The following is a 16,872-nucleotide window of genomic DNA, read 5'->3' as shown; positions in this document are numbered from 1 at the left end:
CATAGATAAAGTAAAATAATAAAAGATCTATATTTACTATTGACCATTATTTTTCCTTTTTGCTTTTCAAGGCTTCATTAACCCCCTCGGTAAATAATCCCGAAGCAGCGGAGTCTCCTGCATTACCCACTATCACAGGTAATGGGTTTTGCTGTACTGGCTTGGTTATTGTCCAAACTCCCGTAGGCACCCACTCATACTGTTTTGATATTGGATTCAATGCCTTATCCATTGGGATTTTAATGATATTACCAGTTGCATAACCAGCCGATGCACCTGCCTTGCTCAGCAATGCCCCCATAAACGGATCATCACCTTTCATCTCGGCTTGGTAATACCCCCCGGCAGCATTCCAAGTCACTGTCGGGTTATAGCCCTTACCCGCAGTGATTGCACCGATCACACCTGAACCAATCACGTCTGAGAGTTTAACTTCACCCGTTGTACCGTATTGGATTGCAGCATTGGCTGCGCTTGATACCCCCACCGCGATTAATTGCTCTTTCCCTTTCGTTACCGCATTGGTAATAATATTTTTCCCGCCCATTATGGCTACCGGCCACGAAGTCGGATCACTCACAACTGCTATGAAGCGATCTCCGGTGGTAATGTTGTCTTGAAGGAACTTAAGATCCGTACCGTTAAGGTAATTAACCAACGCAGCGGCATCCGGATCTTTCAGTTTTTCATCCAACCGGATTTGTGACGGATGCGCATCATTGGCAACATTGGTTGCACCTTGAATAAGCTCTTCCCACGTCACACAAGCCACACCACCACCAGTACAGGCGTCAACCAGCTCTTTGCTGTTCTTGTTGCTGATTTCGATATATTTCTCAACAACGGACTGGCAGTCACCACCGGAGGATTTACAGTCGGATAGCTCTTTATCGAGCTGTCTGCCTTCTGTGCTGCTCAGATAGTTATTATCAACCGTCGTCTTCGCCGCCTGACCACCTGCCAGCGCATCTGCCGATCTATCGCCGGTCAACCCACCTGCCAAACCACCGGCCAAGGTCGCCAGTGCACTGATGGTTTGTTTCTGCTCTTCGCTCAGGTCGCTGATTTTGGTGTCTTTACCGTACAACTGGTCTTTGATGATGCCCGCTGCGATTTCACCCGCAGTGGCGCCAGCAGCGCCGGCCAACGCATTATTTCCCTGCGCTGCTGCAATGGCTGCGTTTACTGCCGCATGAGCCAGTGCTCGTGCTGCCGGATCATTGGTGCTTTGCGCAATCACGTTCGCGATGTAGGGCGCTGCGCCTCCGGCTATGGCGGCGGCCATATTTCCACCGGCCAAGCCCTGTATCGCAGCGGTGGCGGCCTGCATTCCTTGCTGAACCTTGCCACCTGTGCCGAACCCCGAGTCGTTAAACGCCTGATTGTAGAAGTTCTGGTAAACCTGCTTGCTGATATCCTCGGCCTTCGGCTCCTTGCCCGGATTGGCTTTGCGCCACTGTGCCTCCGCTTTCGACTGGTCTTCCGGGCTCGCAGACTTCATCTTTTCGTTAGCGGCTTTGGTCGCTGCTATTGCACCTTCCGTGCGTACGATATCCATCACCTGACTGCCAATCTCCCCGATCAGTTGAACCTGCTTAAGCCGGTTCTGCTCCTTTTCCTTGTTGAAGATCGGGCTGATGCTGCCGTCGTTGGCGTGCTCGGTATCCCGGTTCAGCGTGGTGATATCCTGCCGTTGCCTGACGCTATCCCGGACTATCAGCGTCCCCTCGCTGACCCCGGCCTTGGTCGTCCCGTCGGCATGCCCGCTGTTGTTGGCCACCGACAGCATGCCGCCAGCCATATGGGTCAGCAGATCCTTACCCACCGGACCGCCGCTACTAAACGAACCGCCGCTGTGCGTCGCTTTATAATCCGCCTGGTTGTGAATATCACTCCAGCCCAGCGTGCCCGTCTCAAGGCGATTCCTGTCTTGCGCTGAGCTGCTTGCTATCACCGCACCGTTTAACTGCGTATGCTCACCCACCTTGACGTCATAGCCACCTCGGCCCGCAAACAGCCCGCTTTGCTCCTTCACCGAATCGAAGTTACTGTTGAGCTTATCCCGACTGACGCTCATATACGCCGAGCCGGTCATTGAACCGAAGGTGAAACTGCCGCCGGCGCTGATGTTCTGCTGTCTGGCATCGTAGCGGTCGCTGTCCTGCTCGCTTTGCAGCGTCAGGTCACGCCCAGCCTCTACGGCGACTTTGTCTCCGCTCGCCTGCGCGCCCTGTAGCCGGGTGTCGCGGCCGCTGCTCAGGCTGAGGGTGCTGCCTGCATCCAGCGTGGTTTCGCTATGCGTCAGGCCGTTGCCCCGCTCATGCCCCTTGCCGGCATTGATCCCCGCCGACACGCTGATACCCCAGCCGCCTGAACCGACACCAATCCCCACGCCGATGTTGCCGCCCTGACTGCTGTTCTTGCCGACGGTGCTTTCGCTGTTTTGCGCTGAATGCAGGCTGAGATCACGCGCCGCGTCGAGCGACAGGTCCTTGCCCGCTTTGAGTTGGCTACCGCCAATCGTGATATCCCCACTTCCGTCCGCGTGGTTTTTACCGGTCGCCGTTATCGACAGGTTTTGCCCGGCGTTGAGCGTGCTGCCCTGCGATTGGCGGCTATCGCTACGGGTTTCACTCTTCGACGCCTGGCTGCCGTAGGAAACGCTGATGCCCACCGTATTAGTGTTCGCCGCATCGTTGCCTTTCGCGCTATCCAGTTGCCCGGCCTGTACGGCCTGCAGCCCGGACAGCGCCGCCTTGGTGTTTTGCAACGCACCAAGCCGCCCGTCACCTTCTTTTCTGGCCTGCTGTGCCGAACTGACCGCGGTGTTGAGTGCGCTGCCTGCGGTACCCGACAGCGCCAGCGTCAGCCCGCTCTGCTTCTGTTCGAAGGTTTCTTTACGCGTGCGTGCATCAAAGCCGGGGTCAATGCGCACGCTGTCGCCACTCAGGGTCAGGCTCTTGCCCGCCACCAGATCGGCACCGCCAACGTGCAGTTGGTTGCTCGCCGACAGGGTGACGTTGCCCTGGTTGCTGCCAACGGTGCTGACGCTTTGGCTCTGGGTGGTGCCTTTCTCGTCGATTTCATGTTTGCTCGACCGCTTGCCTAGCGTGAAACCGATGCCACCGCTGCCCAGCAGCCCGCTTTTTTTCTTCTCGTCCAGTCGGTAATGCGTGTCGCTCTCGGTGGCCGCGCCAATATCGACGTTATGGCCGGCCTGCAGGTTTACATCCCGGTCGGCGGCAATGGCCGATCCGCTGACCGTCAGGTCATTGCCGGCGGTAACGCTGACGCCGTCGCCACTCAGCAGCGTGCCTTTCTCTCGCGTGGTCGCATCACGCGCCACGCTAAGGCTGCTTCTTTTTTTCAGGAAGCCTTTTTTCTCCGAATATGCTTCGCTGTAGTACGACTCGCGTTCGGTGGCGGTATTGAGATTCACATCCCGTTTCGCCTGTAAGGCAATAACGCCCTGGTCACTGTGCAGGGCGCTTGCCGTAGCGGTGATGCTCCCTTGCTGCGCCACTACCGTAACACTGTCGCGCCCGCTGAGCGTGCTGCCCAGCACGTTTTCACGCAGGGTCTCTTCGGCGTACTGACCTTTGGTTTTCCGCCCGCGACTCTCCTCTCTGGAGACGCGATGCTCACTGTCGGTGGTGTGATCGAGGATCACATCCCGTTTCGCCTGCAAGGCAATCCCGCCCTGGCCACTGTGCAGCGCACTGCCAGTCACGGTCAGGTCCCCTTCACGACCGATGATGGTCACTCCCTGCTGGCCACTGAAGGTGCTGCCGATACTGATTGCACGTTCGGTTTGCTCTTCGCGGTGGCTTTTGGTCTTGCCACGACGCTTGTTTTCGCTGTCCTGATCTTGCGTGCGGATGCGCGCGTCCTTGATGGTCACGTCCTGCGCACTGACGCCAATGCGCCCCTCTTGGCTAACAACTTGGGCACCTTCTGCCAGCAGTTGGTTGCCCGCCACCAGGGTAATCCCCCGGTCACCGCTCAGGCTGCTGAGCGTCAGGCGCTCTTCCTGACGGTGGTTGTTGACCGACGACGTGCGGCTGCTGGCGCCCAGTTGCGTGGTGTTGATGGTGGTTTCGGCCTGAATGTTGATATCATTCCCGGCCTGCACACGGGTGCTGCCGGCAGCCCCGACCTGACTGCCGGAGAGCGCCACGTCCCGCCCGGCCGACAGGCTGAGGTTGCCACCGGCGTTAAGCTCACTGCCCAACGCCTGCTGCCATTGGCCGCTGACCTGCGCCATGCGTGAACCGGCCTGTTCGGTGCCGCCACGGGTACGATTACCCATAGAGCCAGAGATGACGTCAAGATCGGCAGTATGGCTGCTCTTCGCAGCGCTAATGGTCAGGTCGTTGCGGGCACTGAGGCTGAGTGTGTCCGTAGCATCGAGCTTCGCCCCAGAAAGCCGGATATCCGCACCGCGCAGTCGAATGTCGCCGGCGCTGATCGTCGCCTGGCGTAACGCATCCTGTAAATTGGTACTCACGGTCAGGCTGTCGGCCTGCACATCAATGCTGTCGGCCTTGATAACACCGCCCTGGTGCCACCACTGCCCGGCGTCGACCAAAAGGGCCTGGTCGGCCAACAGGTTTGCGGCATTGGTGATGCTGTTGGCCGAGAGTTGCAGATTACCACCGCCAATCAGCGCACCATCGCCGCTCAGGCGCAGCGTGGTCTGTGCCAGATACACCTTCGGCACCCACACCGTCTGCGGGCCGTTTTGGCTCGCGACCGTTTCACTGACCAGCCAGACGATATCCTGTTGCAATGCCGCGATCTGCGCCGGCGTCAGCGCGATCCCCGGCACCAGTTGGAAATCTTGCGCCACTTTCGTGCCGTTATTCATCAACTGCTGGTATTGCGTCATTGCATCCCATCCTTTGACGGACGGTTTGCCGGTGAGCTTCAGTACCTGCTCACGCACCAGACGCTGTTCGTAAAAACCGTCCCCCAGGCGTTTATGGGCCTGCGCCGGGTCATAGCCCAGGCGTTTGAGCATATAGTCACTGCTGATGAACTTATCGCGGCGGGTAAAGCGTTCGTCGGTCACCACCAGAAACGGGCTACCGACCGCCGTATGCTGGCTGAACAGACCGTTATTGGGGATAAAGGTGGCCACATTATCCAGGTGCTGCAGCTGAGTCAGCGCCAGTTCCGCCGGTAGCAACGGACGCCCCAGCGGCGATGGCGTCACCGCCGCGGGCGACGTGGGCTGTTCGGCTGGCGTAAGCTGGGTATCGCCATCAGGTCGGGCTGCGCCCTCCACCGTGAAGGCCAGTGGATTGCGATCGAGTTCGGCGCGTTCGGCGTCCACGGCGTTTAATGCCGCCTCGAGCCGGCTGGTTTGCGCCTGATTGACCGTGATGTTGGTGATGCTGGCCCCGCTGATGGTGACCGAGCCGTTACCGGTGATAACCCCGTCAAGGGTTGCCAGCGCCGTGGTCTCGTCGCGGTTAAACGTCGGATACCAGTGATGCGTATCCTTGTCGTAGTGGTCGACAATAAACGCCTGACGCCGTTCGTTAACCGAATAACCCCGGTTGTCCACGCTGCCACCGCCATCCTGTGTCAGGTTGCCATTAGCCGTAATGATGCTGGCGTCATTGAACAACTGACCGGTGATGCGTAGCACCAGGTTGCCTCCCGCCAGCATACGCGCCCCGATGCCTTCAGAGACCAGTTTATCGCGCGTCAGCGTACCGCTCTCGCTACGCTCGCGGAAGTTGTTGTAATCGGTGACAAACGGTGCGCTGTCGATATCGACATGCATCCCGGGATCCCAGGTCATCACCTGCGTCCAGTCATGCTCCCAATGGAAGCCGTTTTGATAAGGGGTCGGGATGGCCGCCAGCTGATTTCCCCCACGCGTTTCGTAAAACGTCATGGCATAGCTGCCATCGGCGTCAGGTTTAAGCGCCAGATAGTTGACCCACAGGTCAATCAGTTGGCCGCTGCTGTCCTTGACCAGCACCTGCGCACGCTTGCCGACAGCGTCGATGGTCAGCAGGGTGCCGAAGCGGTTGGTTTGCGCCGCCGTGTCATCCTGGAAGGTTAGCCGTTGGGTGATCGGCGCCATGGTGATTTTATCGGGGTTGACCTGTGAGCCGTAGGAGCGCCAGTAATAGTTGTAGCGGTGCCATTTGTAATCGCGTTTATCCACCGCGCGCTCAATCACCAGACCTTGCCGCAGATTGTCCAGCCGCCGGGCTTCGATCATAACGTCGCCGTCCGCTTCGATAACGCTGGCCCGGTTTTCAATCAGATCATCACTGTGCAGCTGCAGGCGGTCTGCGCTATAGAGCAGAGCACCGTCCCGGTTGGTCAAACGCTCGCCGGTCTGCAGCGTCAGGCTTTGGCTCGCCGCCATCACCGCCGGTTGTCCGTGGTTGTCGATGGTACGCCCGCGTACGGCAATATCATCTCCCATCAACGCCGCCGCGTTGTCCAGGCTATCAACGTTGAGCGTCATCGCGTCCGCTTCAATACGCCCGCTGTTTTGCAACGCACCGGTGGTCAGTTGCAACGTCTTGCCCACCAGGCTCGCCGGGTTGGTGATGCTGGCCGCATTGAGCACCAGGTTGCCCGGCAGCAGCCAGTCCACCAGATTGGTAAAAGCACCGCTCAGGGAGAACGACAGCGTACCGTTACTGCTGATCGTTTCGCCGGCTTGGCGTGCGTAATCCTGCTGCGCGAACAGCGTCAGCGCCTGCAACCCCAACAGGGTGCCATTCTGATTATCCACAGTGCGCGCATGCAGTTTCAGGGTAGCGGCACTCTCCAGTCGCCCGCTCTGATTAAGCAGAGCGAGCAGCGAATCGCCCGCTGGCCGGTCGGCGTTAATCTCGAGATTGCCGTTAGCCAAAATACGCCCGTGGCGATTATCCAACTGCGAGAGGTGACTGAGAGTGAGGCGATCTGCGCTTTGCAATAGACCGGCGGTATTATCGATGTCACGGGCGCTGATGTCGGTGTGGGTAGTGCCCAATATCTGGCCGCCATCGCGGTTGTTCAGACGTTCGGCCCGCACAGCCAGCGCCGCCTGACTGCTGAGCATACCTTGTTCACTGTTATCGAGTTCGCCGCTCTTGAGCGTCAGTCCCTGCGTTGACACCAGTTGCCCACCCTGGTTATTCACTTGCACACCGTCAAGCGTCAGTGTCGCGCCGCTGTGCAGCTTGCCCTGCGGGTTGTTGAGACGATCGATTCGGTAGGCGCCTGCCCCCTGACTGACCAGCGTGCCGCCGGCGTTATCCAGTTGCTCCGTCGTCAGACGGATGCCGTCCCGGCTGCTGAACACCCCTCGCGAGTTAGCGATACTGGCTGCCATGAGCTGCTGCTCGCCGTTGCTGCGCACCACGCCGTCGCTATTATCCAGTATGTCGAGAATGCGTAGCGCCAGTTGCTGCTGGCCATCTATGGTACCGCTGGTATTCCGCAACCACCGAGCCTCAAGAGTGAGCGCCTCACCGCCTTGCAGTTTACCACCGCGGTTATCCAGTCCGTGGTTCAGGTTTAGACGCAGCTGTTTTTGTGCGTACAACTGGCCGCCCTGGGTATTATCCAGACTGAGGGCGGCAATATGCAGCGCCCCACCGGCCAGCCACTGGCCGCCGGCGTTGTTTATCTTGCCCGCAAGCGTCGCTTCGTCTGCGCCCTGCACCGTCATTTGCCCCTGCGCCGACACCTTGCCATCCTGGTTGTCGATATCCTGCGCGACGCGCAATACCAGGTCGGCGGCCGACTGCAAGATGCCTTTCGCGTTGCCCAGCCAGTGAGCCGTCAACAGGCCGTCCTGCTGGCTCTGTACGCTGCCTTGTGCGTTGTCAAACCCACCGCTGACGGCATGCCAGCTCCCCTGACTGCCCATCCAGCCCTGCGCGTTGATTATTTCCTGTGCCGTAAGCGTCTGGGACAGGTGGCTAAAAATCCGCCCGTTGCCGTTATCCAGTTTCCCGCTGAACTGCATTTCCAGGCGGTCCAGCGCGTTGATGGCACCCTGAGCATTCAACAGATTTGCCGCTCGCACCCACGTGCTGCCGTTAGCGGTCAGATTACCGCCCTGATTGTCCCATCCACCGGTCAGATTCAGGGTCAGCGCCTGCTGGCCCAGCACCAGCCCCGAGCGTCGATTGGTCAACTGCCCACTTTGCAAGGTTAACGCGCCGCCGCTTTGCAACGAGCCGCCGTCGTTATCAAACAGGCTGGTCGAGTCGCCAGTAATGGCGAGAGTCCGTTGCGCGCTCAACCTGCCGGCCCGGTTAACAATATCCCCCGTGCCCGCCAGCGTCAGGTCGCCACCTGACTGCAATCGGCCATTGGCATTATCAAGGGAGCGCACAGCGGCGACCACCTGAGCACCACCTTGTACGCTGCCATTACGGTTATCCCAGTCGCCGTCGCTATGTACGCCAAGTGTATTTCCGGCATCAAGCCAGCCGCCAGCGTTGATCAGCCCCCGTTGCGCCGTCAGCGCCAGGCTCTGGCGAGCCACCATCTTGCCCTGGGTGTTGTCTACCTGCTGTGCCGTCAGGGTGAGCGATTCGCCGCCGATTTCGCCCTTACGGTTAGTCAGCCCGGCAGCGATGGTTAACGCCAACTGGGTTTCGGCCAATATCGTGCCGTCATCGTTGTGCAGCTCTCGCGCCGTCACGCGGGTTTGCCCATTCCCGGTGAGGGAACCTCGCCGGTTATTCAGCTCGCCGTCGGTGTGCACGCTGAGCATTTCACCGGCGCCCAGCTGCCCCTGCGTATTGTTCACGCCCTCATCCGCACGTAGCTCAAGCCGTTGCAGGCCAATCATCTTGCCCTGCGTATTGTCGAGCTGGGCGACCTGTAGCGCCAGCACCGTGCCGCTGATTTCGCCGGCACCGTTGGTGACGTTACCCGTGGTATTCAGGCTTAATCGCTGACCGGACAGCAGTTTGCCCTGATCATTGTTGACGCTGCCGGCCGTTGCCGTGAGCGACGTTTCGCCCTGTGCGGTGCCGCCACGGTTGTCCCAGTCGCCGGTATGCAGATTCAGCCCTTTCCCTGCCGCAATCAGGCCGTGCAGGTTGTCCAGTCGACTGGCCGTCAGGTCAAGGTTGCCCAGACCAATAATCTGCCCCTGCGAATTATCCAGTTGCTGCACCGCCAGCCGCATCTCACCGCCGCTCAGGGTGCCGAGCTGATTGTTCAGACTGCCAACCGCGTCGAGCGTCAGAGTCTGGCCGGCCAGCAGGTTGCCCGAGAGGTTATTGATGGCGCTGCCGCTATCAATCATCAGTTGCCGCTGTGTTTTTATCGTACCGCCCTGGTTGTCAACACCAGCCGCCTCAAGGCGCAGGTCACCGTTGCTGCCCAATATGCCACCGGCGTTGTCAAGCAGGCCAGTGACCTGCCAGTGCTGCGCTGCGTCGTTGAGCGACACCAGCCGACCGTGCTGATTGGCAAGCGCCCCGGCCGTCAATGCCAGACGCTGAGCCTCAATGGCGCCGTCAGCGTTATCCACCCCCGCAGACAGCGTGAAGCGACTCTCACCGTCGCCGGTCTGGGACCAGCTAGCCCGTTGGTTAAACAGATTGACGGCTGCCAGTTGCCAGCGCCCGACCTTGATCTTCGACTGCTGCGCGTTGACATCACCACTGGTGCTCACCACCAGTTCCCCACTGTCAACCGACGATTGACGTAACGCCACGCCGCCCTTCAGCGCGGTCAACGTGGTACGGCCGGCTGCGACCTGCGCACCGCTGATATCCACCCGATGGCCGGTCGCGTTCAGCGCCTTGTTACTCAATAAACTGCCGCTGGCGCGAATGTCGCCCTGACTGACCAGTTGCAGGCCGGCGTCACGCACAATCTGGCTGTTGACATCGCTGCCCGCCAGCAGGTGTCCACTGCTCTGGATGCCGCGCGCCGCGTTCAGGCGTACGTCCCCGGCTGCTGCCAGGGTACCGGACTGCGTGAGCGTGCCGTCGCGACTCTGTAGCGTCAACTGCCCGCCGCCGTGCAGTTTGCCGTGGAAGTCGATGGCGTCTTTGGCTGCAAACTGGATGTCGCTGCCGGCTTGCGTGACGGCGTCACTTGCATCAGACTGCCAACTGAGCCTGCCATCGCTGCTCACGGTCAACGTTTGGCTCGCCTGCACCTGTCCGTTGCGGTTACGCACACCGACGCCGGCTTCGGTGCCGATCATGCGGATGCTACCGCTGTACATACCGCCCATCTGACTCATGTCTATCGCCAGTTCGGGTTTGGCACTGCCGTCCTGCGCCAACGGGGTAACGGTTTTGACATCCGCGCTCACGCGGTTGCGACCGGCCACCACCGTCAGCCCCTGTTTGGCCCAGACGCCGGCGTTGACCGCCACCGCGCGCGCCAGAATGTCGACGTATTCGGTGTCATGCCGGGCGTCGCCGTTCAACCCGCCACCGTCAATCCGTACCACTCCGCGTTCAATCTGATACCCCGCCAGACTGCCGTCGGCGTTGATCTGCGGGCGGCCGGTAGTCAGCGTCATGCGCCCGGCGTTGATGGTGCCGCAGCCGTTGCAGATAATCCCGGCCGGGTTGGCGACAATCACCTGCGCCTTGCCGCCAGCCACCTCCAGAAAACCACGTAGTTGACTGGGGTTGTTACTGTTAACCTCATTGAGGATCACCCGCGCCGCTGCGGCGTTGGGATCAAGATGGGGATTGCCCTGGATCATCCCGGCCAGTTGGCTCTGAGTCATGATCGCCGAGTTGTTGAGGATGGCGCCCTTGCGATCGACGTCAAACTGCTGATATTGGTTATGCGAAACCCCAGCCTGATTGGGGGCGGTGATGTTGACCTGCGGCAACCCATTGTGGGTGGCGATAACCTCTGGCCGCAGGCCAGGTGTGGCGGCGGCATCCGCCACAATGCCGTCGGCCATCACCGGTCCGGCAAACAAGGCCAACCCCAGCAACCACACCACCCGCCGCACCGTCACCCACCAACGGTGCCCCGTGCTGGTAGCGGCGCTGCGACGTTGCCCGGAGTCAGTGCTGCAACGACGCGCCAGTTCGGAAACCACCCGCAAAGCTCCATCTGTGCGGCTAAAGATCAGGCAATAGCAATGTTTGTTCATAGGTCACATCCGTGAGAAAAATCAGTCCGTTTAGATCGGCAGCCATATTCGTAATTGCGCTCGCTATCACAGCCCGACGCGTCAGATTTCCAGATTAAGACTAAAGCCGCTGGTCACGCTCGAGGTAACGAAATGGTCCGGTTTATAGACCGGCACCCCGGCAAACAGGTCGTAACTGAAGCGCCCCCATAAGGTGCCGCGCAGCCCTATGGCGCTTCCCGCCAGTTGGTGCCCGACCAGATAGCGGGTCCCTGGGCCATCTACCCGCCCGTAATCCAGCGCGGCGTACAGTTCGTGGCCTCGTGCCAACAGGTTCCAGGCCAGTTCGTTGCGCCATTGCAGCCCCTTCTCGCCGGAGAGCATCTGTTCACCGTCAAACCCGCGTACCGTATAACGCCCGGCAATCGCCAGACGGTCCTGTGGCGTCAAGGCGTGCTGGCTCCATTGAGCACGCAGGCTGGTGTAATAGCGCCAGGGTTGCGTGCCCAGCGCAAAGGGCTGGTTCAGGCTGATATCGCCCATGGCAATCCCGCGGCGCGCACTGCCGCCATGATAGGATTCTTCCGGTGCCGGCAGGGCATTGAACGCGCCAGTCCCACGACGCCAGTTGATATTGGCATCCAGCGTGGTGCTAGCAAGGTAGCTACGCTGGTTCAGCCCCAGTTCCCAACCGGCGGTGCGACGTTTTTGCGATACGATGTCGATACCATCGACGGCATTGCTGGAGTGCTTGCGGTAACCACGCAGATTGAGCGTGATCTTGTGCGACCGATCGCGGTACAGCAGCCGCGAGACGCTCAATTGAATATTGTCGCTGTTGCCGCTGTAGGTCAGTACCTCATTGGCGTTGGCGATATTCTGGTGATAGGTGTAGTCGTTGTAATTGGCAGCCAAGCCCCAGTATCCCAACGGGAAAAAGTAGTTCAGCGTATGGGAGCGATTGCCGAAAGGGCCATGCTGCAGCACGTCTTTGCCAATATTGGCGTAGAACAGATCGTTCTGGGCAAATGGGGCGTCAAGCGCCAGGGTCGCCGAGGCCAGGTAACGACCGGTACTTTTGGAACCACTGTCGTCCAGCCCCAGACCAAGACGCACCGGCCGCCCTTCTTGCCAACTGACGACCAAATCGCTGGTCGACTCCTGCCGACCAGGCTCAATCTTGATGTCGGCAGCGGCGCTCGGCACCCGCCTGAAATTCTCCAGCCCCTGCTCGATATCGCGCAGGTTGAGGATCTTACCCGTGCCCGTCGGGAACGCATTCCATAATCGCCCTCGCCAGGAGACCGGTGCGCCAAAGCGAATGTCGCCAATGCGCCCGGGCTGGAGACGTAACCGGAGGATCCCATCGGTCAGGTTCTGCTCTTCGGCCATAACCCGGGTGGTGACGTAGCCTTTGGCCAGAATGGCGTTTTGGACCTTATTAATCACCAGCAGTATTCCCTGGCCACCCAGACAGCGCCCCCTGGCGTCATCAACCGCATCCAGCGCCCACTGGAAATCGCTGGCCGCGTCACCGTCGAGTTGCAACCTGTCGACAGGAAAGCAGGGACGTTCGTGAGTCGGGTAATCAGGCAGGACGGCGCCAGGCGGTGTCAGCCGGACATCGCTATCGGGCGTATTCTGTTGCTGTAGGGCACGCTCCCGATCCTGTTGCCGGCTTTGCTGCCGAGCATCAATAAGCGCGGCCTGTGCGGGTGCGGCAAGCGGCGGCACCTCGTTCCCCGAGGAGATGGCAACCGCAACGCCGGGTGTAGCAAGTAGGCCCAGCAGTAGCGCTGCAAGCCGATGAGTTACTGAGTCCATTCAGAGAGTCCTGGCTATTTTTTCGGCATCTTAAAAGTGCTATCGCCAATTCACAAGCCAAAGACACATGAAAAAATAAACAATAAAAACAATAAGAAATGAGAACATTCTTAAATATTGACATTAAATTTTTAAAAAATAATACATACCTCCGCCATGTATTATCTCCATAGCCAATGGCAGTATGAGATGCTGGGTTTTACTGAGATTATACTGATGACAAAAATTGTAAAAATGCCACGCTGCGCACATCCTCGCCGACAGCACGCATGGGGATGACGAGGCGATAATTACCCGCTACTCTATGCCGCTTGTTGCCTTGACCGTTTCCAGGAAGCCGTTATGTCCTCTATTGAATACAATCGCATCGGCGGTTGGCTGCTGGCCCCGATGGCCTATCTGATCGTTACCCTGCTGAGCGCCAGCCTGATGCTATTGCTGTACGGCATGGCGATCGTCGCCCCGGAGTCCCGCGAATATCTGATGACCAATGCCCAGGCCTTCAGCCTGCAATGGTACTTTTCGGTGATCACCACCCTTGCCATGTGGGCGTTTACCCTGTGGCTGCTGTGGCTGTTCTGCCACCGTTCGCGCCGCTTCCCGAAACTGTTCCTGCTGTGGCTGTTGATTACCGTGCTGCTGGCGATCAAGGCGTTCGCCTTTTCGCCAATCCCCGACGAACTGGCGGTACGCAGCCTCGGCTGGCCACTGTTGATGGCGGCGCTATTGGTGCCCTATATCAAGCGCTCGCAACGGGTCAAGGGGACCTTTACCCAATAAACGCGCGGGCGAAGGCACGATTTGCACGCCAAGGCGTGCAAATTTTGACCAATTCGTAGCAAAAAGGGTATTATCCCTGCGATTCATATGTTGTCGTTATACCGCTGATTCCCGATAATAAGCGGCTTTTCTTTTTTTAGGCGTTGCAATGACCGAATACCTGCTCCTTTTTGTCGGCACCGTACTGGTGAACAACTTTGTCCTGGTGAAGTTTCTCGGCCTGTGTCCGTTTATGGGCGTTTCCAAGAAACTGGAGAGCGCCATTGGCATGGGCATGGCGACCACCTTCGTCATGACGATGGCGTCGATCAGCTCCTGGGTCATCAATACATTTATTCTGGTGCCGCTGGATCTGGTGTACCTGCGCACGCTGTCCTTTATTCTGGTCATCGCCGTGGTGGTGCAGTTCACCGAAATGGTGGTGCGCAAGACCAGTCCGGCGCTGTACCGGCTGCTCGGCATCTTCCTGCCGCTGATCACCACCAACTGCGCGGTGCTTGGCGTGGCGTTGCTGAATATCAATCTTGGCTATAACTTCCTGCAGTCTGCGGTATACGGCTTTAGCGCCGCAGCGGGCTTCTCGCTGGTGATGGTGCTGTTTGCCGCCATCCGCGAACGTCTGGCGGTGGCTGACGTTCCGGCGCCGTTCCGTGGCTCGTCTATCGCCCTGATCACCGCCGGACTGATGTCGTTGGCCTTTATGGGCTTTACCGGGCTGGTGAAATTCTAATGAGTGCGTTGTGGATTGCCGTTGCGGCACTGAGCGCCCTTGGGTTGCTGTTTGGTCTGGTGCTCGGTTTCGCCGCGCGCCGCTTTGAGGTAGAAGAAGATCCGGTCGCCGAACAGGTGGACGAAATCCTGCCGCAGAGCCAGTGCGGTCAATGTGGCTATCCCGGCTGCCGGCCGTATGCCGAAGCGGTGGCCAATGGCGAAATGATCAACAAATGCGCGCCGGGCGGCGAGCAGGTGATGCTGAAGCTGGCGGAGCTGCTCAACGTCGAGCCACAGCCGCTGGATGGCGGCGAAGAAGTGGCACAACCGACGCGCAAAGTGGCATTTATCGACGAAGCCAACTGCATCGGCTGCACCAAGTGCATCCAGGCTTGCCCGGTGGATGCCATCGTTGGCGCTACCCGCGCCATGCATACGGTAATTACCGATCTGTGCACCGGTTGCGACCTGTGCGTTGCGCCCTGCCCGACAGACTGTATTGAAATGAAACCGGTCGCCACCACTACCGCCAATTGGAAGTGGGATATGAACACCATCCCTGTGCAAGTCATTCACGTGGAGCAACATGTTTAATCTGTTCGCCGCCTTCAAAAAAGATCGGATTTGGGATTTCGACGGCGGGATCCATCCACCTGAAATGAAAGAGCAATCCAGCGGCGTACCGCTGCGTACGGCACCGCTGCCTGATATTTTCATCATTCCGCTGCAACAGCATCTGGGGCCGGAAGGCGAGCTGATCGTGCAGGTCGGCGATGCGGTGCTGAAAGGCCAGCCGCTGACCGTCGGCCGTGGGCGAACGCTGCCGGTGCATGCACCAACCTCCGGCACGGTCATCGCCATCAAGCCACATATCACCGCTCACCCGTCCGGACTGGCGGAACTGTGCGTGATGATTCGCCCTGACGGTGACGATCGCTGGTGCGAACGCACGCCGTTGGTCGACTATCGCCAGGCGCCTGCATCCGAGATCGTTGCGCGTATCCATCAGGCCGGCATTGCCGGGCTGGGCGGCGCCGGTTTTCCCACCGCCAGTAAACTGCAGGGCGGCGCGCATGGCGTGGAGACACTGATCCTCAATGCCGCCGAATGTGAGCCCTATATCACCGCCGACGATCGCCTGATGCAGGAGCATGCCGATCAGATACTGCAGGGCACCGAGATCCTGCGCCATCTGCTCCAGCCCAAAACCACGCTGATCGGCATTGAGGATAACAAACCGCAGGCCATCGCCGCGCTGGAACTTGCGCTGCGTGAACACCCACACATTGCGCTGCGGGTGATCCCGACCAAATACCCGTCCGGCGGCGCCAAGCAGTTGACCAAAATTCTCACCGGCAAAGAGGTACCACACGGTAAGCACTCTTCTGCTATCGGCGTGTTGATGCAAAACGTCGGCACCGCCTTTGCCATCAAGCGCGCCATTATTGATGGCGAACCGTTGATTGAACGCGTTGTCACGCTGACCGGCGACGCGCTGAGCCATCCCGGTAATCTGTGGGCGCGCATCGGCACCCCGGTCGAGCATCTGTTGGCATTTGCCGGCTTCCAGCCGCAGCCGCAGCAGATGGTGGTGATGGGCGGGCCGCTGATGGGCTTCACCCTGCCAGCGCTCAATGTGCCGATTGTCAAAATCAGCAACTGTCTGCTGGCACCGACGGTGGAGGAAATGGCGCCACAGGAGCCGGAACAGTCTTGCATCCGCTGCGGGCTGTGCGTGGACGCCTGCCCGGCCGGTTTGCTGCCACAGCAGCTCTATTGGTTCAGCCGCGGCCAAGAGCACGACAAAGCGCGCAATCACAACCTGTTTGACTGTATTGAATGCGGCGCCTGCGCCTACGTGTGCCCAAGCAATATTCCACTGGTGCAGTATTACCGGCAGGAAAAGGCCGAGATCAAGGCCATCGATCAGGAAGCGGCACGCGCCGCCGAAGCCAAGGCGCGTTACGAAGCCAAACTGGCGCGGATGGAACGCGAGAAACTGGCGCGTGAACAGCGTCACAAGAAAGCGGCGGTGAAACTGACCGATGACGATCAGAGTGCCGTACAGGCTGCGCTGACGCGTGTTCGCAGCAACAGCACCGCCGCCGAAGGCAGCGCGCCAGGCGGGCAGGAACCGGACAATAGCGCGGTGATTGCCGCCCGTGAAGCGCGCAAAGCGCTGGCGCGGGAACGCAAGGCACAGCAGCAGACCGATGCCGCCGCGCCGGCTGTAACCGAGGCTGCTGCACCGCAGCAAGAGGATCCGCGCAAGGCCGCCGTGGCCGCCGCCATCGCCCGCGCCAAAGCCAAAAAGGCCGCGCAGCAGCCACAACAGGCAACCCCGGCTGCAGCCGAGGCTGCCGCGCCGCAAGAAGACGATCCGCGCAAGGCCGCCGTGGCCGCCGCCATCGCCCGCGTCAAAGCCAAAAAGGCCGCGCAGCAGCCACAACAGGCAACCCCGGCTGAAG

The 16,872-nt window shown here is 59.6% G+C and carries 6 protein-coding genes; 4 read left to right on the top strand and 2 right to left on the bottom strand.

Features of this window, described 5'->3' with window-relative positions:
* Positions 1–46: 46 nt before the first annotated feature.
* Together ACCC84_RS04215 and ACCC84_RS04210 are read right to left on the bottom strand one after the other, a co-directional pair.
* Positions 47–11,110, bottom strand: coding sequence for a hemagglutinin repeat-containing protein (locus ACCC84_RS04215; protein ID WP_371901575.1), 11,064 nt, complete (start codon positions 11,108–11,110; stop codon positions 47–49).
* Positions 11,111–11,191: 81 nt separating this feature from the next.
* Entirely contained in the window at positions 11,192–12,913 is a 1,722-nt protein-coding gene (locus ACCC84_RS04210; RefSeq protein WP_273868041.1) for a ShlB/FhaC/HecB family hemolysin secretion/activation protein, read from the bottom strand.
* A 342-nt stretch (positions 12,914–13,255) separates the two neighbouring features.
* Between ACCC84_RS04210 and ACCC84_RS04205 the strand changes: the two genes are divergently transcribed.
* From ACCC84_RS04205 to rsxC, 4 genes are all read left to right on the top strand, one after another.
* On the top strand, positions 13,256–13,693 hold the full coding sequence (locus ACCC84_RS04205; protein ID WP_004963358.1) for a DUF2569 domain-containing protein: 438 nt from the start codon (positions 13,256–13,258) through the stop codon (positions 13,691–13,693).
* Between the two features lie 148 nt (positions 13,694–13,841).
* The gene (rsxA, locus tag ACCC84_RS04200) at positions 13,842–14,423 is read left to right on the top strand and encodes an electron transport complex subunit RsxA (protein WP_004963360.1); all 582 of its coding nucleotides are present in this window, start codon (positions 13,842–13,844) and stop codon (positions 14,421–14,423) included.
* Entirely contained in the window at positions 14,423–14,998 is a 576-nt protein-coding gene (gene rsxB / locus ACCC84_RS04195) for an electron transport complex subunit RsxB (RefSeq protein ID WP_004963363.1), read from the top strand. Before rsxA ends, rsxB begins: the two co-directional genes overlap by 1 nt.
* Positions 14,991–16,872: electron transport complex subunit RsxC (gene rsxC, locus ACCC84_RS04190; protein WP_371901574.1), on the top strand; the 1,882-nt coding region annotated here is incomplete at its 3' end. The genes rsxB and rsxC, both read left to right, overlap by 8 nt.

It is taken from the genome of Serratia odorifera, from assembly GCF_041448735.1.
Classification (GTDB): domain Bacteria; phylum Pseudomonadota; class Gammaproteobacteria; order Enterobacterales; family Enterobacteriaceae; genus Serratia_F; species Serratia_F odorifera.
This window is presented reverse-complemented; position numbering and strand designations above follow the sequence as displayed.

Coding starts and splice junctions, on each gene's coding strand:
- ACCC84_RS04215 (WP_371901575.1), bottom strand. CDS start 11,110: ATGAACAAACATTGCTATTGCCTGATCTTTAGCCGCACAGATGGAGCT.
- ACCC84_RS04210 (WP_273868041.1), bottom strand. CDS start 12,913: ATGGACTCAGTAACTCATCGGCTTGCAGCGCTACTGCTGGGCCTACTT.
- ACCC84_RS04205 (WP_004963358.1), top strand. CDS start 13,256: ATGTCCTCTATTGAATACAATCGCATCGGCGGTTGGCTGCTGGCCCCG.
- rsxA (WP_004963360.1), top strand. CDS start 13,842: ATGACCGAATACCTGCTCCTTTTTGTCGGCACCGTACTGGTGAACAAC.
- rsxB (WP_004963363.1), top strand. CDS start 14,423: ATGAGTGCGTTGTGGATTGCCGTTGCGGCACTGAGCGCCCTTGGGTTG.